19 protein-coding genes are annotated in these 22,793 nt (G+C 69.3%); 10 read left to right on the plus strand and 9 right to left on the minus strand.

The genetic code is table 11. The annotated features are described in order from the left end of the window. Positions 1–83: 83 nt before the first annotated feature. Positions 84–1,694, plus strand: a complete 1,611-nt coding sequence (locus ACQP0P_RS11570; protein WP_433374702.1) for an AMP-binding protein — start codon at positions 84–86, stop codon at positions 1,692–1,694. Positions 1,695–1,806: 112 nt separating this feature from the next. Here the strand turns inward: ACQP0P_RS11570 and ACQP0P_RS11575 are convergent, their stop codons facing one another. After that, positions 1,807–2,478 carry a hypothetical protein gene (locus tag ACQP0P_RS11575; protein ID WP_433374705.1) on the minus strand — a complete coding sequence of 224 codons (672 nt, stop codon included), beginning with the start codon at positions 2,476–2,478 and terminating at the stop codon, positions 1,807–1,809. Further along, positions 2,475–3,263, minus strand: coding sequence for an ABC transporter ATP-binding protein (locus ACQP0P_RS11580; RefSeq protein WP_433374708.1), 789 nt, complete (start codon positions 3,261–3,263; stop codon positions 2,475–2,477). The genes ACQP0P_RS11575 and ACQP0P_RS11580 overlap by 4 nt, the downstream gene beginning before the upstream one ends. Before the next feature lie 178 nt (positions 3,264–3,441). On the opposite strand from ACQP0P_RS11580, the gene ACQP0P_RS11585 reads away from it, so the two are divergent. Then, entirely contained in the window at positions 3,442–4,167 is a 726-nt protein-coding gene (locus ACQP0P_RS11585; protein WP_433374711.1) for a DivIVA domain-containing protein, read from the plus strand. A gap of 6 nt (positions 4,168–4,173) precedes the next feature. Here ACQP0P_RS11585 and ACQP0P_RS11590 read toward each other — a convergent pair whose 3' ends face one another. Next, positions 4,174–4,668 carry an Lrp/AsnC family transcriptional regulator gene (locus ACQP0P_RS11590; protein ID WP_433374713.1) on the minus strand — a complete coding sequence of 165 codons (495 nt, stop codon included), beginning with the start codon at positions 4,666–4,668 and terminating at the stop codon, positions 4,174–4,176. Between the two features lie 193 nt (positions 4,669–4,861). Between ACQP0P_RS11590 and ACQP0P_RS11595 the strand changes: the two genes are divergently transcribed. From ACQP0P_RS11595 to ACQP0P_RS11630, 8 genes are all read left to right on the plus strand, one after another. Continuing rightward, the gene (locus ACQP0P_RS11595) at positions 4,862–6,319 is read left to right on the plus strand and encodes a gamma-aminobutyraldehyde dehydrogenase (protein ID WP_433374716.1); all 1,458 of its coding nucleotides are present in this window, start codon (positions 4,862–4,864) and stop codon (positions 6,317–6,319) included. A 25-nt stretch (positions 6,320–6,344) separates the two neighbouring features. Further along, entirely contained in the window at positions 6,345–7,490 is a 1,146-nt protein-coding gene (locus tag ACQP0P_RS11600; protein WP_433374717.1) for an ABC transporter ATP-binding protein, read from the plus strand. Positions 7,491–7,497: 7 nt separating this feature from the next. Next, complete coding sequence (locus ACQP0P_RS11605) at positions 7,498–8,739, plus strand: polyamine ABC transporter substrate-binding protein (RefSeq protein ID WP_433374719.1); 1,242 nt, start codon at positions 7,498–7,500, stop codon at positions 8,737–8,739. A 42-nt stretch (positions 8,740–8,781) separates the two neighbouring features. Then, positions 8,782–9,633: an ABC transporter permease gene (locus ACQP0P_RS11610; RefSeq protein WP_433374722.1), complete on the plus strand. Its 852-nt coding sequence runs from the start codon at positions 8,782–8,784 to the stop codon at positions 9,631–9,633. Positions 9,634–9,730: 97 nt separating this feature from the next. Next, the gene (locus ACQP0P_RS11615; protein ID WP_433381821.1) at positions 9,731–10,516 is read left to right on the plus strand and encodes an ABC transporter permease; all 786 of its coding nucleotides are present in this window, start codon (positions 9,731–9,733) and stop codon (positions 10,514–10,516) included. 200 nt (positions 10,517–10,716) lie between these two features. After that, positions 10,717–12,111 carry an NAD(P)/FAD-dependent oxidoreductase gene (locus ACQP0P_RS11620; protein ID WP_433381824.1) on the plus strand — a complete coding sequence of 465 codons (1,395 nt, stop codon included), beginning with the start codon at positions 10,717–10,719 and terminating at the stop codon, positions 12,109–12,111. A 68-nt stretch (positions 12,112–12,179) separates the two neighbouring features. Continuing rightward, on the plus strand, positions 12,180–13,067 hold the full coding sequence (locus ACQP0P_RS11625; RefSeq protein WP_433374724.1) for an alpha/beta hydrolase: 888 nt from the start codon (positions 12,180–12,182) through the stop codon (positions 13,065–13,067). Positions 13,068–13,072: 5 nt separating this feature from the next. Continuing rightward, positions 13,073–14,101, plus strand: a complete 1,029-nt coding sequence (locus tag ACQP0P_RS11630) for an N-acetylglucosamine kinase (protein ID WP_433374727.1) — start codon at positions 13,073–13,075, stop codon at positions 14,099–14,101. A 117-nt stretch (positions 14,102–14,218) separates the two neighbouring features. On the opposite strand, the gene ACQP0P_RS11635 is transcribed toward ACQP0P_RS11630, so the two are convergent. The 6 genes from ACQP0P_RS11635 to ACQP0P_RS11660 form a co-directional block, all read right to left on the minus strand. Next, on the minus strand, positions 14,219–16,138 hold the full coding sequence (locus ACQP0P_RS11635; protein ID WP_433374730.1) for a propionyl-CoA synthetase: 1,920 nt from the start codon (positions 16,136–16,138) through the stop codon (positions 14,219–14,221). 130 nt (positions 16,139–16,268) lie between these two features. After that, entirely contained in the window at positions 16,269–17,723 is a 1,455-nt protein-coding gene (locus ACQP0P_RS11640; protein ID WP_433374733.1) for an arabinose isomerase, read from the minus strand. A 128-nt stretch (positions 17,724–17,851) separates the two neighbouring features. After that, positions 17,852–19,021 carry an L-rhamnose isomerase gene (gene rhaI, locus ACQP0P_RS11645; RefSeq protein WP_433374736.1) on the minus strand — a complete coding sequence of 390 codons (1,170 nt, stop codon included), beginning with the start codon at positions 19,019–19,021 and terminating at the stop codon, positions 17,852–17,854. 102 nt (positions 19,022–19,123) lie between these two features. Next, on the minus strand, positions 19,124–21,289 hold the full coding sequence (locus tag ACQP0P_RS11650; RefSeq protein WP_433374738.1) for a family 43 glycosylhydrolase: 2,166 nt from the start codon (positions 21,287–21,289) through the stop codon (positions 19,124–19,126). Next, the gene (locus ACQP0P_RS11655; protein ID WP_433374741.1) at positions 21,286–21,492 is read right to left on the minus strand and encodes a hypothetical protein; all 207 of its coding nucleotides are present in this window, start codon (positions 21,490–21,492) and stop codon (positions 21,286–21,288) included. Before ACQP0P_RS11655 ends, ACQP0P_RS11650 begins: the two co-directional genes overlap by 4 nt. A gap of 291 nt (positions 21,493–21,783) precedes the next feature. Next, on the minus strand, positions 21,784–22,776 hold the full coding sequence (locus ACQP0P_RS11660; protein ID WP_433374743.1) for a substrate-binding domain-containing protein: 993 nt from the start codon (positions 22,774–22,776) through the stop codon (positions 21,784–21,786). Positions 22,777–22,793: the final 17 nt, after the last annotated feature.

Genomic DNA, 22,793 nt, shown 5'->3' on the forward strand with positions numbered 1-22,793 from the left:
TTCCTGCCCGGTGCGTTGGTACGAGGAGAGTTCTTGTGGGTCCATTTTCGGAATTGGTACGGGCTCGCTCGAGCGACGACCGTGTGGCACTCCGCTTTGAGGGCCGGGCCTGGACCTGGCGGGAGACGGTGCAGGAGGCGGCGGACCGCGCGGCGGCGATCCGCGACGTCCGCCCCGCCGGCGACCGCCGGCAGGTGCACGTCGGGGTGCTGCTGCAGAACCTGCCCGACTTCGTCTTCTGGCTGCTCGCCGGCGGGCTGGGTGGCTTTGTCATCGTCGGTATCAACCCGACCCGGCGCGGCGAGGAGCTCGCACAGGACATTCGCCACACCGACTGCGACCTCCTGGTCACCGAGAACGAGCATCTCTCGCTCATCGCCGGGGCCGAGCTGCCGTCCGTGCGGCGGGTCCTGAACGTCGACACCGCCGAGTACGCGGACTACCTCCGCCCCTACCGAGGCGCACCGCTGCCCGCCGGGTCACCGGCCGCCGAGGACATGCTTCTCCTGCTCTTCAGCTCCGGCTCGACCGGTGCGCCGAAGGCGGTCATCTCCTCGCAGCACGCGATGACCAGGCGCGCCCACGTGCTGGGCGACCGGATCGGGGTGCATCGTGACACCATCACCTATTTGTGCATGCCGCTCTTCCACGGCAACTCGATCTTCACCAATCTGGCGCCCTCGGTCCGATCCGGGGCGACGATCGTCATGCGCCGCAAGTTCTCCGCGTCGGGATTCGCACCCGACATCCACGAGCACGGGATCACGTTCACGAACTACGTGGGCCGTGCGATCAACTACGTGCTGGCCACGGCGGAGGACCCCAGGGATCGGCTGAGCACGCTCCAGGTGGCCTACGGAAGCGAAGCCTCTCCGGCCGACATGGTCAAGTTCAGTGATCGGTTCCAATGCCGGATCTGGGAGTCCTACGGCTCCACGGAAGGGGTGCTCAGCATCTTTCCCGGTCCGGACGCGCCGCCCAACTCACTCGGCCTGCCCGCTGCCGGCCAGGTCATCAAGGCACTGAACGAATCGGGCGAGGAGTGCCCGCCGGCGAAGTTCGACGAGAACGGCCGCCTGCTCAACGCCGACGAGGCAATCGGCGAGATCGTCGGCATCGATCGAGTCAAGGTCTTCGAGGGCTACTACCGCAACCCCGAGGCCGTGGCGGACCGCGTCCGCGGCGACGACTACTGGTCGGGGGATCTGGCCTTCCGCGACGAGCGCGGCTACTTCTTCTTCGCCGGCCGCACCTCGGACTGGCTGAGGGTCGACGGGGAGAACTTCGCGGCGGCCCCGATCGAACGCATCCTGAGCCGGTACGACGGCATCTCGTCCGCGGTGGTCTACGCTGTCCCCGATCCCCACACCGGCGACAACGTCATGTGCGCGATCCAGCTCCCGAAGGGGCGGGCATTCGACCCGAAGGCGTTCGAGCGGTTCCTCGACGACCAGAAGGACCTCGGCACCAAGTGGCGTCCCCGGTTCGTCCGGGTCACGGAATCGATCGCCCAGACGGGCACCAACAAGGTCAACAAGGCGCCGCTTCGCCGGACGGCCTGGGAGACCGCCGACCCGGTTTGGCGGACGCCCGCCCGAAGCACCACGTACATGTCGCTGACCGACGCGGACCGGTCCGCGCTGCGGGAGGAGTTCGTCAAGCACGACCGCGAGCATTTGCTGCCGAGGCCGTAGCGCGCCGCACCTGTCTTCGCGGACCGCTTTCATCGCCGACCCGGCGTGACCACCTCCACCACCGCCGGCATCCAGGAGAACAGCGACCAAACGCCGGTGGGAGCCGGGTCGTTCAGGGGCTCAGGCGGCGGAGGCGCACGTAGAGGGTGAGGCCCGCGGCGGTCCAGAAGAGGGTGGCGGCGGAGACGGGGAGCAGGACCTCGTCGAGCAGGCCGTCGTTGGCGGCGCGCATCCAGGGCATGATCGGCACCGAGAGGCGGCCCACGGGAGTCAGGCTGATCAGCAGCAGGGCGAGGTAGCCGCCGAACAGGACGAGCATCGAGACCGCGGGAGAGGTCAGGATCAGCCGGCTGGTCAGCGCGCCCAGCGCGGTCCCGGCGCTCAGGCCGAGCACGTGCAGCGCGATACCACTCGCCAGGTCGGCGGGTGCGGGCATGGCGGCGAAGCCGTGGATCAGCGGGAGCCCGATCGCGATCGTCGCCATGCCGAGGTTGACCGTCAGCGCGGCGAGCAGCCCGGCCCCGATCTCGCGGCCCGGCCGCCCGGCCGCCGTCATGGAGATCAGCCGTTGCGTCGGGGGCTCGGTGTCGAGCAGTCCCCGGGCGGCCCAGGCGAAGACGAGGATCAGCAGTCCGGCCGAGTCGGCGTAGGCGGACAGCTCCTTGCCGGGCGGGGTCAGCGTGGAGTAGAAGATGACCAGCATCATCAGGAGCCCGATCATCGGCTGGAACAGCCGGTGCGACCGGGCGTAGGCGGAGAGCTTGAAACGCACGAGATGGATCATGATGACCGCCTGGTGAGATAGCCGTCGGCGCGGAGCTTCTGTTCCACCTCGTCGGCGTCGCCGGCGTCCACGATCACCTCGATGACCACCTGGCGTGCCGAGGGCTCGGACCCGTGAGGCGGCAGGTGGTCGACATCCCGTGGGTGGTCGAGACGGGTGCCGGCCGGGCGTGCCTGAGGCTCGGGCGTGTGCGGGGTGACCGTGGCGTCCGCGACGAGCCAGTGGGTGGCGCCGGGGAAGGCCCGGAGCTGGTTCTGGTGGTCGCTGACCACGACCATGCCGCCGGCCGAGGAGATCTCGTCGATGATCAGGGGGAGTTCGGCGCGGGTCTGCTCGTCCAGCCCGGCGAAGGGCTCGTCCAGGATCAGCAGGTCCGGCGGGGCCAGGAGCGCCTGGATGAGCCCGATCTTCTGCGCGCTGCCCTTGGACAGGTCGCCCAGCGGTTGCTCCAGCAGGTGGGAGGCGTTCAGACGTCCGGTCAGTTCCATGGCGGAGGCGGGGGAGCCGCCCCGGATCCTGGACATGTGGGCCAGGTAGGCGGCGACGGTGAACGGCTGGTCGGTGGGGAACACGTCGGGGGCGTAGCCCACGGTGCCGGGCCGGTCGGAGATCGCGCCGTGGGAAGGGGGGACGAATCCCGCGAGCAGCCGCAGTAGCGTCGACTTCCCGGCGCCGTTGTGGCCGGTGACCTCGGTGACGGAACCCGGGTGGAGCGAGAGTTCGACGTCCCTCAGGATCCAGGGGCCTCGGCGGGAGTATCGGAAGGACACCTGGGAGAGCCGCATGACCGGCCACCATATCGGGGGAACCTCCGGCGTCACGTCGACCGCGCCACCGGAACGCTCCGCTCCCGTACGGTCTCAGCGCCCGCCGCGGCCCTCAAGCCCGTTCGGGACACTGTCCCGATTGCTCGCTTTTACCCGGTAATTCCCCGCAGAATGGAGGTCATCGGCTGGAAGGCCGATGGGCGAGAGGCGAAAGGACGCGGGGTTGAACCGCTTTCCACGGGTTCTCGGGGTGCGTACGGGATATGACCCCGATCAGGTGGATCTGCTGGTCCGCCGGATCGAGGGCACCCTCGGCAGGGGCGCCCCGGAGGGGGAGCCGATCACCGCGGACGAGATCCGCGAGGCCCGTTTCCGCACGAAGCTCGGCGGCTACCACGAGATCGCCGTCGACTTCGCGCTGGAGGCCTTCATCGTGGCGATCGAGACTCGGCCCACCGGGGCGGACGGGCGTCCGATCGTTTCCGCGCGCCGGCAGCCCGTGCCCTGGCCGGCCGCGCCCCGGGAACAGGAGTGGGCACAGCGCGCTGAACCGCCTCTCCGGGATCCGGGGGCCGCCGAGCGGGAACCGGCGGCGGTCGCCCGGGCCGCTTGGGAGCCGGTGGCCGGCGGGCTGCCGGAACCGCTCGGCGCCGATGAGATCGAGGAGCACGCCGTTCGGGTCGAGCGGGCCGCCTTCAGACCCGGGCGGCTCGGTATGGGCTACAACGAGGACCAGGTCGACAGCTTCCTCGACCGGATCGTGGCCACCCTGCGCGGCACCACCGACCAGCCCCTCACCCCCGATGACGTGCGCGGGGCGAGGTTCGCCACGGTGCTGCTGAGGCCGGGCTACGCGGTCGGAGAGGTCGACGGGTTCCTCGCCGACCTGGCGGGCGTCCTTGAGGTCCACCTCGGCCGTTGAGGTGTGTCAGCGGGTACCCCAGGAGTAGGTCTGCTTGTGGAGCTTGAGGTAGACGAAGGTCTCGGTGGCGCGGACCGTGGGGATGGCCCGGATCTTGCCGAGGATCTCCAGGAGGTGCTGGTCGCTCTCGCAGACGACCTCGACCATGATGTCGAGCGACCCGGCGGTCAGCACCACGTAGTCGATCTCCTTTATGGCCGACAGCTCGCCGGCCACGATCTCCAGGTCACCCTCGCACTTGATGCCGATCATGGCCTGGCGGGAGAAGCCCAGGGTCAACGGGTCGGTCACCGCCACGATCTGCATGACCCCCGCGTCGATCAGGCGCTGGACCCGCTGGCGTACCGCGGCCTCGGACAACCCCACGGCCTTGCCGATGGCGGCATAGGGCTTGCGCCCGTCCGCCTGCAGCTGTTCGATGATCTGCTTGGAGATCTCGTCAAGGACGACGGGGCCTGACCTGGCGTCGTTGTCGCGGCGTACCTTGGGCGGCGTCGTCATCCGCGCTCCCTGGCGTCATATTGCGGGGCTGTGTCCGGCATGTTGCGGCTCCGATGCGACATGCTGTCAGTTTCGGGCCGTCTGTCAAGCGATTTCGTAGCAATTTGGTATCTTAACAACGAAATCCCTTGTCGAACGGTTCTTGCTCTGTAAGAGTCGCGACAACTCAGCCCCGATCCATAGGAGGCCGACGGTGACCACCCCGGTTGAGACCCGTGAGCTCCCCCGCCTGAGAAACTACGTCAACGGTGAGCTCGTGGAGGCCCGGAGCGGCCGGTTCTCCGACGTCATCGACCCCTGCACCGGAGAGATCTACCTTAGTGCTCCCATCTCCGGACAGGAGGACGTCGACGCCGCCTACGCCGCCGCTGCCGCCGCGTTCGAGTCGTGGAGTCAGGCCACTCCCGGCGAGCGCGCCAACCTGCTCCTGAAGGTGGCCGACGCGATCGAGGCGCGGGCCGAGGAGCTGAACGAGGCCGAGTGCCTCAACACCGGCAAGCCGCGCGCCCGGATGGCGGAGGACGAGACCCCGGTCGCCGCCGACCACTTCCGCTTCTTCGCCGGTGCCGCCCGCACGCTGGAGGGTCCGACCTCCGGTGAGTTCCTGGCCGAGCACACCTCGGTCATCAGGCACGAGCCGATCGGCGTGGTGGGTCAGGTGACGCCGTGGAACTACCCGATGATGATGGCGGTCTGGAAGATCGCCCCGGCGCTCGCCGCGGGTAACACCGTGGTGCTCAAGCCCTCCGACACCACCCCCGTCTCCACGGTCAAGCTGGCCGAGATCCTCGGCGAGGTCCTGCCGAAGGGCGTCTTCAACGTCGTCGTCGGCGACCGGGAGACCGGCGCGCTGGTCGTCGGCCACCCGGCCGCGTCGATGGTCGCGATCACCGGTTCCGTCGGCGCCGGCATGGCCGTGGCCAAGAGCGCCGCCGAGGACCTCAAGCGGGTCCACCTGGAGCTGGGCGGCAAGGCGCCCGTCATCGTGTTCGACGACGTCAAGGACCTCAAGGCCGCCGCCGAGTCGATCGCCACCGCGGGTCTGTACAACGCCGGCCAGGACTGCACCGCGGCCTGCCGCGTGCTGGTCCACGAGGACGCCCACGACGAGTTCGTCGCCGCGCTCACCGAGGCGGTGGCGAGCACCGTGACGGGCGACCTCTCCGACACGGAGGCCCTGTACGGCCCGCTCAACAACGCCGAGCAGCTGGCCCGCGTCACCGGCTTCCTCGACCGGGTCCCCGGCCACGCCAAGGTCCTGACCGGCGGGAACCGGGTCGGCGAGCGGGGCTACTTCTTCGCCCCCACGCTCGTCGACGGCCTGAGGCAGGACGACGAGATGGTGCAGAACGAGGTGTTCGGGCCGGTCATCACGGTCCAGACCTTCTCCGACGAGGCGGACGCGGTGGCCAAGGCCAACGACGTCAGGTACGGCCTGTCGGGCTCGGTGTGGACCTCCGACCACGGCCGGGCGATGCGAGTGTCGAACCGTCTCGACTTTGGTGTCGTCTGGGTCAACACTCACATCCCATTCGTCTCAGAGATGCCACACGGAGGCTTCAAGCACTCCGGTTACGGCAAGGATTTGTCCGTTTTTGGGCTGCACGACTACCTTCGCGTCAAGCACGTCATGCACTACATCGGCGAATAGCCGCGAGCAGAGGGATAAGCCTGGCATGACCGAAATCCAGGTGGGTGCGGAGGCGGCCGACGCCGCCTCCCGCTCGCCCCACATGCCCGCGATCGAACTCGACGGGGTCGTCAAGGAGTACGTCTCCCACGGCGAGGTCGTCCAGGCGGTCAAGGGTGTCACCCTGACGATCGCCGAGGGGGAGTTCTTCTCCCTCCTCGGCCCCTCGGGCTGCGGCAAGACCACCACCATGCGCATGATCGCCGGGTTTGAGGATCCGTCGCGGGGCAACGTGCGGCTGCACGGCCAGGACGTCACCAACGTCCCCCCCAACAAGCGCGACGTCAACATGGTCTTCCAGTCGTACGCCCTCTTCCCGCACATGAACGTCTGGGAGAACGTCGCCTTCGGCCTGCGGCGCAAGAAGGTGGCCGAGGCCGAGATCAAGCGCCGTGTCGGCGAGATCCTGGAGATCGTCGACCTCACCGGACGCGAGAAGCGCCGCCCCCGTGAGATGTCCGGAGGCCAGCAGCAGCGGGTGGCCCTGGCCCGGGCCCTGGTCAACAACCCCCGCGCGCTCCTGCTGGACGAGCCGCTCGGCGCCCTCGACCTCAAGCTCCGCCAGGCCATGCAGATCGAGCTCAAGCGCATCCAGCGCGAGGTCGGCATCACCTTCGTGTACGTCACCCACGACCAGAGTGAGGCGCTCACCATGAGTGACCGCATCGCGGTCATGAACGACGGCATGGTCGAGCAGCTGGGCACCCCGAGAGAGATCTACGAGCGGCCGGCAACCGCCTTCGTGGCCGGATTCATCGGCACGTCCAACCTGCTCAGCGGCACCGTCGACCGTCTCCAGTCCGGTTTCGCGGTGCTTAGGCTGGGCGATGAGGACCGGGTGCTCGCCGAAGGCGGATCGTTCACCGCAGGGGAACCGATCGCGATCACGGTGCGCCCGGAGAAGATCGGTATTTCCACCGAGGAGCCCACCGGAGACCTCAGCGTCGTACGAGGCGTCGTCTCCGAGGTGGTCTACCTGGGGCTCTACAACTCCTACACGGTCAGTCTGGCCCAGGGGGCAGAGGTGACCGTTTTCCAGCAGAACGCACTCGACAGCACGAGTACGGCGGAGCGTGGCGACGCCGTGTGGTTGTCGTGGCAGCCGCACCACTCGTACGCGATCGGAAGTTGAGCACGCTATGGACCCCCACACGAACCCCGCCTTCCTGCGTGGCATGACGCAGAGCCGCTCCGTCACCCGCCGTGACGCCCTCCGCCTGGGTGGGATGTCGGCCGCCGCTCTCGCCCTCACCGCCTGCGGCGTGCAGGGCAAGAAGGTGGAGGCGCCCCAGAAGGACGCCGTCGCCGAGTACTGGGGCTCCAAGAAGAAGAACGGCACGCTGCGCTTCGCCAACTGGCCGCTCTACATCGACAAGGACGGCAAGCGGTACCCGTCCCTGGAGATGTTCGAGGCCGACACCGGCATCAAGGTGACCTACACCGAGGCCATCCAGGACATCCCCACGTTCTTCGGCAAGATCCAGCCGCTGCTCGCCGCCAACAACGACATCGGCTACGACCTGATGGTCCTGACCAACGGCCTGCAGCTGTCCAAGGCCATCGCGCTGGGCTACCTCGTCCCGCTGGATCACTCCAAGCTGCCGAACTTCGCCGCCAACGCCAGCTCCGTGGTCAAGAACCCCACCTGGGACCCGAACAACGCCCACACGATCCCGTGGGCGGGCGGCCTGACCGGCATCGCCTACAACCCCAAGTACGTGGACGATGTCAAGAGCATCGCCGACCTCTGGAACCCCAAGTACAAGGGCAAGGTCGGCATGATGCTCGACACCCAGGAGGTCGCCAACTTCGGCATGTTCGCCCTGGGCATCGACCCCGACAAGTCGACCGAGGCCGACTGGAGGAAGGCGGGGGAGAAGCTCAAGCAGCAGCGCGACGCGGGCCTGGTGCGCAAGTACTACGAGAACGACTACGTCGACGCCCTCGCCAGGGGAGACATCTGGATCACCATGGCCTGGTCGGGTGACATCTTCCAGCAGGTCGCCGAGGGCAAGGATCTGAGGTTCGTGGTGCCCGAGGAGGGCGGCACGATCTGGACGGACAACCTGTGCATCCCGAAGACCTCGCAGAACCCGGTCGACGCGCTGACCTTCATGGACTACGTCTACCAGCCGAAGATCGCCACGATGCTGGTCGAGTCCATCAACTACATCACGCCGGTCTCCTCCGCCAAGGACCTGGTCCTCGCCGACGCCGCCAAGGCCACCGGCAAGGAGAAGGCGGCGCTGGAGCAGATCGCCGAGAGCTCGATGATCTTCCCCTCGGAGGCGGACATGGCCAAGCTGCGGTCGTACAAGAAGCTGGACCCGGCGGAGGAGAAGATCTTCGAGGACATCTTCCAACCGATCACGCAGGGCTAGGCCGATGAGAGAGCGAACCAGACGGAAAGGGGCGAGCGGCCGGTGAAGCGCCTCGCCCCCTACCTGCTCATCCTGCCCGGCGGACTCTGGCTGGCGATCTTCCTGGTGGTACCGATGGTCTTCATGGCCTCGGTCTCCACCCAGGAGGGCGACGTGGTCAACGGGTTCGCCCAGACGTTCAACCTCTCGGTGTACGGCGACGTCCTGGCGCAGTACAGGACCCAGTTCCTGCGCTCGGCCGGGTACGGTCTGGTCGCGACCGTCGTCTCCATCGCGCTGGCCTACCCGATGGCCTACTGGATCGCGTTCAAGGGCGGCAACCGCAAGTCCACCTACCTGCTGCTGGTGCTGCTGCCGTTCTTCGTCTCGTTCGTGCTGCGCACGGTGTCCTGGCGGTTCCTGCTCGCCGACGACGGCATGCTGCTCTCGCCGCTCAAGTCGGCAGGGCTGCTGCCCGAGGACTTCCACGTGCTGCAGACGACGTTCGCGGTGATCGGCGGCCTGGTCTACAACTACCTGCCGTTCATGATCCTGCCGATCTACGTCGCGCTGGAGCGGGTGGACCCCAAGGTGATCGAGGCCGCCCAGGACCTGTACGCGGCCAAGCGCGAGGCGTTCACCAGGATCGTGCTGCCGCTCTCGCTGCCCGGCGTGTTCGCCGGGGTGCTGATGACGTTCGTCCCGATGACCGCGGACTACGTCAACGCCGGCATCCTCGGCGGCCCGGAGAACACGATGATCGGCAACATCATCCAGACCGAGTATCTGGTCAACAACGACTACCCGACCGCCGCCGCGCTGTCGTTCACGCTGATGGCGGCGATGCTGATCGGCATCTTCGCCTACGCCAAGGCGCTCGGCACCGAGAACGTCCTGGAGGCGGCGGCCCGATGAGCCCTGACACCCTCCGCGGGACCAGGAACGGTGAGCGACCGTGAGCACCAGCGAAACCGATGTCCTGAACGGGGCGCCCGCCGGGCGGAGGTCCCCGTTGAACACGAGGCGGCTGGGTGACCGGCTGCTCCGGGTCTACGTCTGGCTGATCATCGCCTGGCTGTTCCTGCCGATCGCCGTCATGATCGTGTTCGGCTTCAACGACACCCAGAGCAAGTCGAACGTGACCTGGCAGGGCTTCACCCTCAAGTGGTGGGGCCGCCTGGACGAGTATCCCGAGCTGGTCACAGCGGTGCTCAACTCGCTCAAGATCGCCGTGCTGGCCACGGTGATCACGACGCTGATCGGCACGCTCATGGGCCTGGCCCTGGGCCGCTACCGCTTCCGCGGGCAGGGTGCGACCAACCTGGTGATGTTCGCCGCGATCGCCTCGCCCGAACTCGTCATGGGCGCCTCGCTGCTCTCGCTGTTCATCAGCGTCGGCGTGCAGACCGGCTTCGCGACGGTGGTCATCGCGCACGTGCTCTTCTCGCTCTCCTTCGTGGCGATCACCGTGCGCGCCCGGGTGATCGGGCTCGACCGGTCGATCGAGGAGGCGGCGCGCGACCTGGGCGCGTCCACCTGGACGACGTTCTGGCGGGTCACCTTCCCGATGATCCTGCCCGGTGTCGTCTCCGGCGCGCTGCTGGCCTTCGCGCTCTCCATCGACGACTTCGTGATCACCCAGTTCACCAGTGGTGCCACCCAGACGTTCCCGCTGTGGATCTGGGGTGCCACCCGTATCGGGGTGCCGCCTCAGGTCAACATCCTCGGGACGCTTATATTCGCGGTAGGCGTCGCCATCGCCGTGGTCAACACGGTCAACGCGCGCCGCCGCACCTAGCCGCCGTCAAGCCCCGTGCCCTCACCGGGTGGCGCGGGGCTTCGGTGTATCCGGATGCCGTCAAGGACATCCATGACAGAACATCCACGGCACAGAACAGGGAGGCGAGATCGGATTCAGGCGGGGGGAACCCGCGCGTGATCTTCACGACCACGCGATACACACAGAGAAAACCTGACTCACGTAGGGAAGTGAGATTTGTGGATCCGCTGAAGGCTCTTGCTGATGCGGAGCGCAAGCCGTACTGGCTCGACAGTCCGGCGAAACCCGAGCCGCTGACGCGGCTCTTCGGTGAGACGAGCGCCGACCTGGCAGTGGTCGGCGGAGGATTCTCAGGGCTCTGGACCGCCCTGATGGCAAAGGAACGCGACCCGTCGCTCGACGTCGTCCTGCTTGAGGGACGGAGGGTCGGCTGGGCGGCCTCCGGTCGCAACGGCGGTTTCGCGATGGCCACCCTCACCCACGGCATCGCCAACGGGCTGGAGCGCTGGCCCGAGGAGATCTCCACGCTGGAACGCCTCGGCGTCGACAACCTCGACGAACTCGGCGAGGCCGTCGCCAGGTACGGCATCGACTGCGGTTACGAGCGTACCGGCGAACTGCACGTGGCCACCGAGCCGTGGCAGCTGGAGGAGATGAACCGGAGTCTCGACATCGCCCGCGAGCTGGGCGCCCGCTTCGACGTCCTCGACGCGGAGGAGATCCGGGCGGAGGTGAACTCGCCCACCTACATCGGCGGCCACTGGGAGCGCGACGGCTGCGCCATGCTCGACCCCGCCCGGCTGGCCTGGGGGCTTCGGGAGGCCTGCCTCTCGGTGGGCGTGCGCATCTACGAGCGCACGCCGGTACGCACCATGAAGGACACCCCGGCGAGCCTGGACCTGCTCACCCCGCACGGCCTGGTCAGGGCGCGTAACGTCGCGCTCGGCACCGGGGTGTTCCAGCCGCTGCTGCGGCGGCTGAGGCACCTCCTCGTGCCGGTCTACGACTACGCGCTGATGACCGAGCCGCTCTCCGCCGACCAGCTGGCCTCGGTGGGCTGGCAGAACCGGCAGGGCGTGGGGGACGCGGCCAACCAGTTCCACTACTACCGGCTGACCGAGGACAACCGGATCCTCTGGGGTGGCTACGACGCGGTCTACTACAACGGCGGCATGATCAAGCCCGAGTACGAGCAGCGCGACGAGACCTTCGTCAAGCTGGCCGAACACTTCTCCACCACCTTCCCCCAGCTGTCCGGGCTGCGCTTCACCCACAGGTGGGGCGGGGTCATCGACACCTGCAGCCGGTTCAGCGCCTTCTACGGCCGGTCGCACGGCGGGCGCCTGGCCTACGCCGCCGGGTACACCGGTATGGGCGTCGGTGCGACCCGGTTCGGGGCGAACGTCATGCTCGACCTGCTCGCCGGCGAGCGGACCGAGCGGACCGAGCTGCGGATGGTCAAGGAGAAGCCCGTGCCGTTCCCGCCCGAGCCGGTCCGCTCGGTCGGGATCCAGATGACCCGCTGGTCGATCGCCCAGGCCGACCTGCACCAGGGCCGCCGTAACCTCTGGTTGCGCACCCTGGACCGGATGGGTCTCGGGTTCGATTCCTAGGGACTGTCCCCGGCCCCGGCCGGGGACAGTCGTTGGCTTCCGGCACGCGGGCCGTACAGACTTGCACCATGTCGGAAAAGGTGAAGTTCACCGCCGGCGGGGTCACCCTCGCCGGCGACCTGCGGGTCCCGGTGGCACCGGGCCCGCACCCCGCCCTGGTCCTCACCGGCCCGTTCACCGGAACCCGGGACCAGGTCACCGGCCTGTACGCGTCCCGGCTGGCCGGAGCGGGATATGTGACGCTGGCGTTCGACCACCGCAACTGGGGCGAGTCGGGTGGCGAGCCGCGCAACCACGAGGACCCGCAGGGCAAGCTGGAGGACCTGCGGGCCGCGGTCTCGCTGCTGCGCTCGCGGCCCGAGGTGGACGTCGGCAGGATCGGCGCGGTCGGGATCTGCCTCGGCGCGGGCTACGCGCTCAGGTTCACCGCGTTCGACCCCCGGGTGAAGGCGTTCGCGGGCGTCGCGGGGGCGTACCACAATCCCTACGGCATGCGCGCGGGGATGTCGCCCGACGGATACCAGCGGGCGCTGGCCTCCTGCACGGAGGTGCTGGAGCGGCAGGACAGGAGCGGTGAGGTGGAGTACCTGCCCGCGGTGGCCGAGGAGGGCGAGGCGGCCATGCCGGGCGACGAGCCGTTCGCCTACTACGGCACCTCCCGAGGCGCCTCGGCGCACTGGAGCAACACGGTGACCCGGGCCTCGGTCCGAGAGCTGATCATCCTGGACAACATGACGGGCGCCGACTTCCTGTCACCCAAGCCGGGCCTTGTCGTGCACGGCGTGGTCGACCGCTTCTGTTCGCCCGAGGGCGCCGAGGAGGCCTACCGGCGGATGGACGCCCCCAAGAGGCTCGTCTGGCTGGACACCCGGCTCCATATCGACCTCTACGACACCGAGCCACATATCACCCGGGCGGTCGAGGCGGTCGCCGCGTTCTTCGGAGAGCACCTCTGAACGCGATGTACGTCCTCGGACTGGACGTCGGCGGTACGTCCTCACGGGCGCTCCTGATCGACGCCGACGGCCGGCGGGCCGGATACGGCGTGGCCGGGGGCGGCAACCCGGCGGCCCACGGCAACGCCGTCGCCGTCGCCAACATCGGCCTGGCCCTGCGGCAGGCCCTGCACGGGATCGACCCGGGCCTGGTGGCGGGGGCGGTCATCGGGATGGCGGGCGCCGGGGCGCTGGACCGCCTGGTGTTCGACCCCATGTGGGCCTCGGCCGGCCTGCGCGTCCGGCCCCGGCTCACCGGTGACCTGGGCATCGCCTTCGCCGCCGGTACGGCGGAGCCGCGCGGCACCGTGCTCATCGCCGGGACCGGGGCGATCGCCGCCAGGATCGAGGACGGCGAGCCCGTGCTGATCGCCGACGGGCTCGGCTGGCTGCTGGGCGACCAGGGCTCCGGCTTCTGGCTGGGCAGGCAGGCGGCCCGCGCCGCCGCCCACGCCCTCAGCCGGGGGGAGGCGGGCGGGACGTTGACCCGCCTTGTCGTCGACGCCCTGCTGGAGGACGAGCCGCTCCCGCGGGGCGGCGGGCCCGGGGGGACGGCGGCGGAGGCGAGGATCGACGAGCTGGGCGGAAGGGCGGCGGAGGCGACGGAGGAGATGCGGGCGCCGGCGATCAAGCTGGTGGTCCGCGCCCAGTCGCGGCCCCCGCTGGAGCTGGCCAGGCTCGCCCCGCTCGTCAGCCGGGCGGCGGCCGAGGGCGACCCGGTCGCCCTGGAGATCGCCTCCACCGCTGCCCGGCTGCTCTGCGAGACGGTGGCCGAGGTCCGCCCGGCGGGCGAGGCGAGCCCGATCGTGCTGGCCGGGAGCGTGCTGACCGGCGAGGGACCTGTCGGCCCCGCGGTACGGGAGAGGCTGGGGACCGCGACGGTCCTGGCGGGCGACGGCGCGGGCGCGGCGGCGTGGCTGGCCGGGCGGGAGGCGTTCGGCTGGGACCCGGCGACCGCCGCGCGGCTGCACGCCCGCATCGTCTCCGGCGACTGATCCCGGCGGTCGGCCGGGAGCGAGCGCGCTCTCAGCCGGGTCGCCCCTCGCCACCGGAGAGGAGGCCGGCTCGTTTCCGGAACGAACCGGACCGGCCTGAGAACCAGGGCAGGCCCCTCAGCCGTCGCCGGAACCCGAGCGGAGCGGATCGGCGTCCGGGGCGGTGGCGCCGCGCCCGACGATGGGTCGCAGCACGTCCAGCACCGTCGGGTCCTCGATGGTCGAGGGGACGGGTTCGTCGGCGCCCTCGGCGATGCCGCGCATGGTCTTGCGCAGGATCTTCCCCGACCTGGTCTTCGGCAGCGCCGGGACCACGTCCACCTGTTTCAGCGCCGCCACCGCGCCCACCTGCTCGCGGACGGCCAGGATCAGCTCGGCCCGCAGGGTCTCGACCTCGATCGTCGCCCCGCTCTTCAGCACCACGAAGCCACGCGGGACCTGCCCCTTCAGCTCGTCGGCGACCCCGATCACCGCGCACTCGGCCACCGCCGGGTGCGCGGCCAGCACCGCCTCCATGGACCCCGTCGACAGCCGGTGCCCGGCCACGTTGATCACGTCGTCGGTGCGGCCCATCACGAAGAGGTAGCCGTCCTCGTCGAGGTAGCCGCCGTCGCCGGTCAGGTAGTAGCCGGGAAAGGCCGACAGGTAGGACCTCACATAGCGCTCGTCGTCCTGCCAGAGCGTGGGGAGGGTGCCGGGCGGGAGCGGGAGCCGGATGCAGATCGCCCCCTCCTCGCCGGGGGCGCACTCGGCGCCCGAGGACCGCAGCACGCGCACGTCGTAGCCGGGGACGGGCACGGTGGGGGAGCCCGGCTTGATCGGCATGGGTTCCAGGCCGCGCAGGTTGGCCGCGACGGGCCAGCCGGTCTCGGTCTGCCACCAGTTGTCGACGACCGGGACGCCGAGCTTCTCCGCCGCCCAGTGGTAGGTGTCGGGGTCCAGACGCTCCCCGGCGAGGAAGAGCGTCCGCAGCGACGAGATGTCACGGCCGCGCAGCAGGGCCGCCTCCGGGTCGGTCTTCCTGATCGCGCGGAACGCGGTCGGCGCGGTGAACAGCGCGTTCACCCGGTGCTCGGCGATCACCCGCCAGAACGCGCCCGCGTCGGGGGTGCCGACCGGCTTGCCCTCGTACAGCACCGTGGTGGCGCCCCGCAGCAGCGGCCCGTACACGATGTAGGAGTGCCCGACCACCCAGCCGATGTCGGATGCCGCCCAGAACACATCGCCGGGCGCGATGTCGTAGACGTTGGCCATGCTCCACAGCAGCGCCGCCGCGTGCCCGCCGTTGTCGCGTACGACGCCCTTCGGCAGCCCGGTGGTGCCGCTGGTGTAGAGGATGTAGAGCGGGTCGGTCGCCTTCACCGGCACGCACCCGGCGGGTTCGGCCACAGCGCTCGCCCAGTCGACGTCTCGCCCAGGCACCAGTTCCGCCGGAGCCTGCTCGCGCTGGAGGATCACGCACTGCGCGGGCCGGTGCCCGGCCAGGTCGAGCGCGGCGTCGAGCATCGGCTTGTACGGCACCACGCGGGCAGGCTCGATCCCGCAGGAGGCCGAGACGACCACCTTGGGGCGCGCGTCGTCGATCCTGGCCGCCAGCTCCTTGGGCGCGAACCCGCCGAACACCACCGAGTGCACGGCTCCCAGCCGCGCGCACGCCAGCATGGCGATCACCGCCTCGGGCACCATCGGCATGTAGATCACCACCCGGTCGCCCTGCTCCACCCCGAGGCGGCGCAGCACCCCGGCGAACCCGGCGACCTCGTCGCGCAGCTCGGCGTAGGTGTAGCGCCTGCCGGTGCCGGTCACCGGGCTGTCGTAGATCAGCGCGAGACGGTCGCCGTGGCCCGCCTCGACGTGCCGGTCCAGCGCGTTGTGGCAGGTGTTCAGCTCCCCGTCGGGGAACCACCGGTAGAAGGGCGGCGCCCCGGAGTCCAGCACCTCGCGCGGGGGCCTGCTCCAGGTGACCGCCTCGGCGGCCTCGGCCCAGAAGTCCTCCGGGTCGGTGATACTGCGGGCAAACGCGTCAGCGTACGACATCAGGCCATCATGCTCTTTCGGGGGGCGCCCGGTCGAGGCCCCTCTCCGGTCCCCGGGGGTCGGCCTTCAGGCTCTCCCGAGGGGCGCCCGGTCGAGGCCCCTCTCCGGTCCCCGCGGGTCGGCCTTCAGGTCATACCCGCAGCTCGCGGAACTCGATGTCGAGCAGCTCCGCGACCGCCCTCAGCTCGGCCACCCGGTTCCCGGTCCCGAGCGCCCAGTGATGCCCCACACCGCTCGCGCTCCAGGCATCGGTCCACTCGCCCGGGTCGCAGCCGAAGTCCACGCGCGACGTGGTGTTTCCGATCTGGAGCAGCGGTCCGGCGGCGACGGTTCCTTCGGAAGCCACGAACGTGTATCGCCCGTCGCGGGTCTGCCCGACGCCGAAGGCGGTCACCGGGCCGTGCTTCACGTCGAACTCGACCGACACGCCCCAGCCCCGCTTGCCGTGGTACACGCCCAGCCCGCGCAACAGCGGCCTGCCGTCGCTGATCGCCAGGTGCGCGGGGCCGTCGTGGCCCATCTCCACCACGTCGTCCAAGAAGTTCAGGGACTGCAGCTCGGTGAACGACCCGCCGGCGCCGAGCCGGTCCATGACGAGCATCGCCAGAGACGTACGCAACTCGTACTCGCCGACCACCGGGATGCCCCGCGCGGTCAACAGGGAGGCCCCGAGGATCATGCCGGCGCCGAGCCGCTCGTGCAGCTCGCCCTCCAACCCCCGGTGGTAGTAGGCGAGGCTGTCCAGCTCGAACTCCTCGACCAGTCGATCGAGCCCGACCGAGACGCGCGCCGCCCACTGGAAGTCCTCGTCCACCACCGAGTCGGTGACGGCGAAGACTTCCCGCGCCTGCTCCATCTTCGCTCGCACCTCCTCGTCGGTCACGGCGTTGACCCGTACGCGCAGGTCGTCGAACTCCACAACCTCCATGTGCCCGCCGAAGTTGGCCGGCACCATGGTCAGGTCGGTGGAGACGTCCAGCATGCCGGGGTAGAGGTGCCCCATCAGGCCGTGCCGCCCGTGCCGCAGAGCAGCTCGTACGCCGGCCGCCTTCACCCAGCGGGCGATCCGCGCCCAGGCCCGATCGTCCTCCAGGTAGCCGGAGACGGAGCGGAACGGGATGCCGCAGCGGATGAACGTGTTGGCCATTTCCGGCAGTGGGCAGGCGCCGCAGTAGGCCAGCCACTGTCCGGTGTCGAAGGTCGCGTGGTCCATCGCCTCGGTCGGCTGCAGGTTGATGAGCAGCACCGGTGCGTCGCTGCGCTGGGCGATCGGCAGGAGCATCGTCGCGGTCATGTAGGTGGTGAGGAAGCCGACGATGATGTCGCAGCCGGCGACCCGTAGCTTCTCCGCCGCCGCCGCGCCCTCCTGCGCGTCGGAGATGAAACCGACGTCGACGACGTCCGCGCCGAGGGCGTGCATCTTCTCGCTCACCCGGGCGGCCGACCGCTGCAGCTGCGGCAGCAGGTCGGGAAACTGCGGCCAGTACGTGCCGAGGCCGCCCGCCACGAGCCCCACCTTGACTCGACGCTGCGGGATTCGGGCCAGCGTGGGGCCGGAGGCGACCGGCTCGCTCGTGATGGTCATTTCGTGATCCTCCCGAGTGGGGTTGGTCTTGTCTCGATGACTCCGCTCAGGCATGGTCAGCGGAGGAGATCTGTCCTTCTATGGGTTTTTCTTGCGGCAGTTGCCTGGTTGGTGGCGTCGGACTACCGTCAGGCGCCCCAGCCGGCCTGCGAGCCTCCGCCCTGCCGCTCGGCGACGAGCCGCTCGTGGTGACCCGACCGGCGGTAGGCGGCGATCGGGTCGGGGTCGATGCCCATCTCCTCGCGCAGCTCCGCGAGGACCGGCCGGACGTCGGTGTTGAACGCGTCCATGAGCACGGCGTTGGCGCCGAGGACGTCACCGTTTTCCTGGGCGGCGCGCAGCGCGTCGGAGTCGACCAGCAGCGCCTTGGCCGTGGCCTCCTGGACGTTGAGCACCGACCGGATCATCGCGAGGATCTTCGGCTCGATGTTGTGGCACTGGTCGAGCATGAACGCCACGTCCGCGGCGGCGTCCAGGGCGCCGGCCTGCACGATCTCGTGCATGATCCGGAACAGCTGGAACGGGTCCGCGGCGCCGACCATGAGGTCGTCGTCGGCGTAGAAGCGGCTGTTGAAGTGGAAGCCGCCGAGCCGGCCGGTGCGCAGCAGGAGCGCCACGATGAACTCGATGTTGGTGCCCGGCGCGTGATGGCCGGTGTCGACCAGCACCTGGGCCCGGTCTCCGAGCGTCAGGCAGTGCGCGTACGAGGTGCCCCAGTCGGGAACGTCCATGGTGTAGAACGACGGTTCGAAGAGCTTGTACTCCAGCAGCATCCGCATGCCCTCGGGCATCGCGGAGTAGGTCGCCTCCAGCGCCTCGGCGAGGCGGTCCTGGCGGACCCGGACGCTGTCCTGGCCGGGATAGTTGGTGCCGTCGGCGAACCACAGGCTGAGGATCGTCGAGCCGGTCGTAACGCCGATCTCCACGCACTCCAGCAGATGGTTCAGCGCTTTGCGGCGCACTGTCGGATCGGGGTTGCAGACACTGCCGAGACGGTAGTCGTCGTCCTGGAAGACGTTCGGGTTGATCGCGCCGAGCCGGATCCCGGCGTCGCCGGCGTGCTTGGCCAGGTCGGCGTAGTCGTCGACATGGTCCCATGGGATGTGCAGGGCGACGCTGGGCGCGATGCCGGTGAAGCGGTGCACGGTCGCGGCGTCGTCGACCTTCTCGTACGCGTTGCGCGGCACCCCTTCCTGAGCGAAGACCTTGAAGCGGGTGCCGGAATTGCCGAAGGCCCACGACGGTGTCTCGATCCGCTGCGCCCTCAGAGCGGCCTTAACCGTCGCTGTGTCAGTCATTGAGTCGTGCTCCTGATCCATTTACTCTCGTCGTGTGGCTCTTACGTCGTGGCTGCCGACGACCGGGTCGCCGGCAGCCACGATCCGTGCCTTAGCCGGTCATCACCGGCCCCCGTCCTGATCACGGTTCGGCCTGACGGTCGTGTCGATGCGCAGATCCCGGCCGGACTCCTCGCGCCAGGTCGCGCCACCGTCGTTGCTGTAGAGGCCAGCACCGGCGGCGGGGTAGGGGTCGGCGTCGTTGTAGACCATGCCGTAGGACCCGCGTTCGGTGGCCGAACGGACCACGAGCGCGAAGCGGTCCCCCTTCGCCACGTCATGGCCGACCTCGACGACGACCCGCGACGGCGACCAGCTCACCTCGGCCCGGGGGATCTCCCTCCGGGCGATCACCGCGCCGGGCCGGCCATCCGCGCCCAGCTCGGTGACCTCCACCACCAGCGGCTTGTCGGGGTGTCCGGTCTGGAAGGTGGTGTAGGCCACCTGCTCCAGCCGGCCGTCGCGCCCGACGGTGAACGTCTGCGCCCGCTGGATCTGCCTGGCCACGTCGGAGTGTGCCCGGAAGCCCAGGTCGCCGGTCGTCACGTCGGTACCGGCGGGTAGCGGCGGACCGGACGTCACCTTCAGCCCGGCGAGCGGCAGGTCGAAGCTGCGCCCGCAGGTGAGCCGCTCGATCGACCCGTCGGCCCGGAAGCGCAGTGGCTCCCAGTGGTGCCGGGCCAGAGCCTCGTTCGGCGCCCCGTTCGCCCACAGGTCGCTCTGGTAGAGGTAGACCTTGCCCCCACGTGCGGGTAGTTCGACGACGTCGGCCGGCTGTCCGCCGCACGAGTCGTCACTGATCTTGATGCCCGCGACCGGCAGGCTGGGCCGGTCCCAGGCCGCGAGGTCGCCGGAGAAGTCGTCGGCGAGCAGCACGGTACCGTCCGGCGCGGTCACCTTGACGTCGTCGAAGCGTGCGCTCTCGTGGTCCGAGCCCCCGCTCTCTCGGAAGCCCACCCGTCCTGAGCCGTACGTGGCGTCGGTGGTCTCGTCGATGAGCACGCCGTCGACCCAGGTGCGGATCGTGCTACCGGCCACCTGGGTGCGCACGGCATAGGACCGCCCGCCCTCGATGTCCATCGGGGTCTTCACCGTCTTCACACTCGCGATCCCACCGTTCCGCCAGACAATCTTGGTGAGGTTGCCGCCCACGGCGCCGGCGTGCGGGTAGTTGCCGAGCAGCCAGGAGTAGCCGGTGCCGGGGTCGGAGGCCCGGAACAACCACCCGGCCTGCGCGTAGCTGTTGCCGCCCTGGCCGCCGGTCTGCAGCGGCGTGGCGGTGAAGGTCAGGTCGTAGTCGGTCCACTGCGCACCCGCCTTGGACAACCCGATGCCGCCGCCGTCGACGAGCAGGGCGCCGTCGGTGATCCGCCAGGTGTCCTGGACGGGCGCGCCGGTCCAGGGGCCGAGCGGGGACGGCGCGGTGAGGTAGGAGGTGCCGGTGGTGCAGTAGCCGCAGTTCGGGTCGGAGAGCGTGAGGTAGTAGCGACCGTCGCGCTCGAACATCGACGGCGCTTCGACCCGGGTGAGGCCCAGCCGGACGTGCTCGCCGGTCCCGGTGAGGTAGTCGGGGTCGAGCTTCTCCACGACGATGTCGCCGCCCCGGCGCCAGTCGGTGAACACCAGGTACGCCGTGCCGTCGCGGTCGACGAACAGGTCGTGGTCGCCGTTGTTCAGGCCCGCCGGGACGCCGGCGGTCACGGCGAGCGTCGGGAATCGCTGCTCGACGAACGGGCCGGTCGGCTGGTCGGAGGTGAAGACGTGGAAGCCGACGCCGATGTCGTAGGAGTTGATCCAGAGGACGTACTTACGGGTCGCCTCGTTGTACGCGACGTGCGGGCGGTAGCAACCGTAGGTGTCGCCGCTGCAGCGCTGCTGCCACTGCGCGGTCGAGCCGTCGAAGAGGAGGCCCTCGTTGCGCCAGTTCACCAGATCCGTGGAGCTGTAGGACCGGAAACCGCAGAACGGCGTGCCGGGACGATTCCACTCGTAGCCGCAGCCGTAGCTGGTGCCGTAGAGGTAGTAACGGTTGCCGAAGCGGCGGATCTCGCCGTCGTGCGCGTCGACCGCGTCCCCGTCCGTGGCGAACCGGATCGTGGACCCGGAGGCGTCACCGTTCACGATGGTCGTCACCGGTTGCGGCGAGCCGGCCGCGGCAGGTGGGGCGGTGCCGACCAGGACCGCCAGGGTGGCGACCAGGCTGAGGAGAAGCGTTCGCCGCCTGTTCACGGTCGCTCCTCGTAGCTCACCAGGGCGTCGGCCCGGTCGGCGTGATCGTTGCCGAAGTCCGCCGGCCACGGCGTCGTGGCCAGGCCGAGCGACCCCGTGGTGGTGGCCGGCCAGTCGTAGGGGCTGCCTGCCAGGCCGTCGACGGCGCAGGCATTCACGCGGGCCTGCCGGTGATGGTCGTCGCGGACGATCAAGTTGTTCATGCGGGCCCTATCTGGGAGTGATGGGGGTTGACAGGTTGACGGTGCTGCCGTATGGCGCCGCGGCGTCCTGGGGTGAGGTCAGGGCGGCAGGGGCGAGATGGTGCATGTGTTCCGGAGTGCCCTCCCCGGGGCGCCGGCGGTCAGTGCTCTGTTCCGCGAAGGAGGGCGCGACGCGCGGCCGAGAACCTGAGGCTGTCAGGGTGGCCTTCCCTGGCTTACGGGCCGGTGTGGATCTGTGCTTCCGATGAGGAACGTCGCATTGGGGCCGCCCGGGGATGACACACCGCCGGCTCAGCCCGCGAACTGCGCCACGTTGTCCTTCGTCACGAGGGTGATCTTCTGGAAGACCTCGCGCGCGCTCTCGTCGTCGTACGTCAGCTTCTCGCCGTTGAGGGTCTGCGCCGCGAGTTCCACGGTCTTCGCGCCCATGCCCGCCGGGTCCTGGGCGACCGTGGCCGACAGTCCGCCATTGCCGATCGCGGTGATCGCCTCCGGGTCGGCGTTGAAGCCAATGGTCACGATGTCCTTGGCCGGATCCTTGTCGGCGTCCTTGATCGCGTTGGCCGCGGCGACGCCCATCGGGTCGTTGCAGGCGAAGACGCCGGCGACGTCAGGATCCTTGGCAAGGGCGTCCTTCATGATCTTGTACGCCTCTTCCGCCTTGGAGTTGCCGGAGAGTTCGGTGACCACCTGGTAGCCCTTGTCCTTGATCTGCTGCACGAAGGCCTGGTTACGCCGGGCCGCGTAGACGGCCGACGGCTCACACGTGATCGAGACGACCTTCTTGCTCTTGGTGCCATTGGCGGTGATCTGCTGGGCCATGTAGTCCGCGGCCTGCTTACCGCCGTCCGCGTTGTCGGAGATCACGATGGCGTCGTAGGGGGTGCCGCCCCCGCCGATGTCGTCGATGATCACCGGAATGTTCTTCTGCTTGGCCTTCGCGACGATCGGACCGAGTGCGTCAGGCTTGAACGGGCTGATGATGAGGACGTCGACACCCTGGTCGAGCAGCGCCTGGGCGCCGGTCACCATCTCGTTCTCGTCGCTCTTCTCGTCGTGGAGCTTGAACTTCCACCCCTTTGCCTCGACGGCCTCGCGGGTGCCCTTCTCCATCTTCTGGAAGAACTCGTACTGCATGTCGTACACGGAGAAGCCGATGGTGACGTCGCCGTTCGCGTTGCCGGACGGCTTGCCGCCCTCGGCCGTGGTGGAGTCCGAACACGCGCTCAGGCCAAGGGCGAGCGCGCCGGCAATGGCCAGTGTGGATATGGTGGTGCGTTTCATGGTTGCTCCTCAGGAGG

It is taken from the genome of Streptosporangium sp. CA-115845, from assembly GCF_050943795.1.
Classification (GTDB): domain Bacteria; phylum Actinomycetota; class Actinomycetes; order Streptosporangiales; family Streptosporangiaceae; genus Streptosporangium.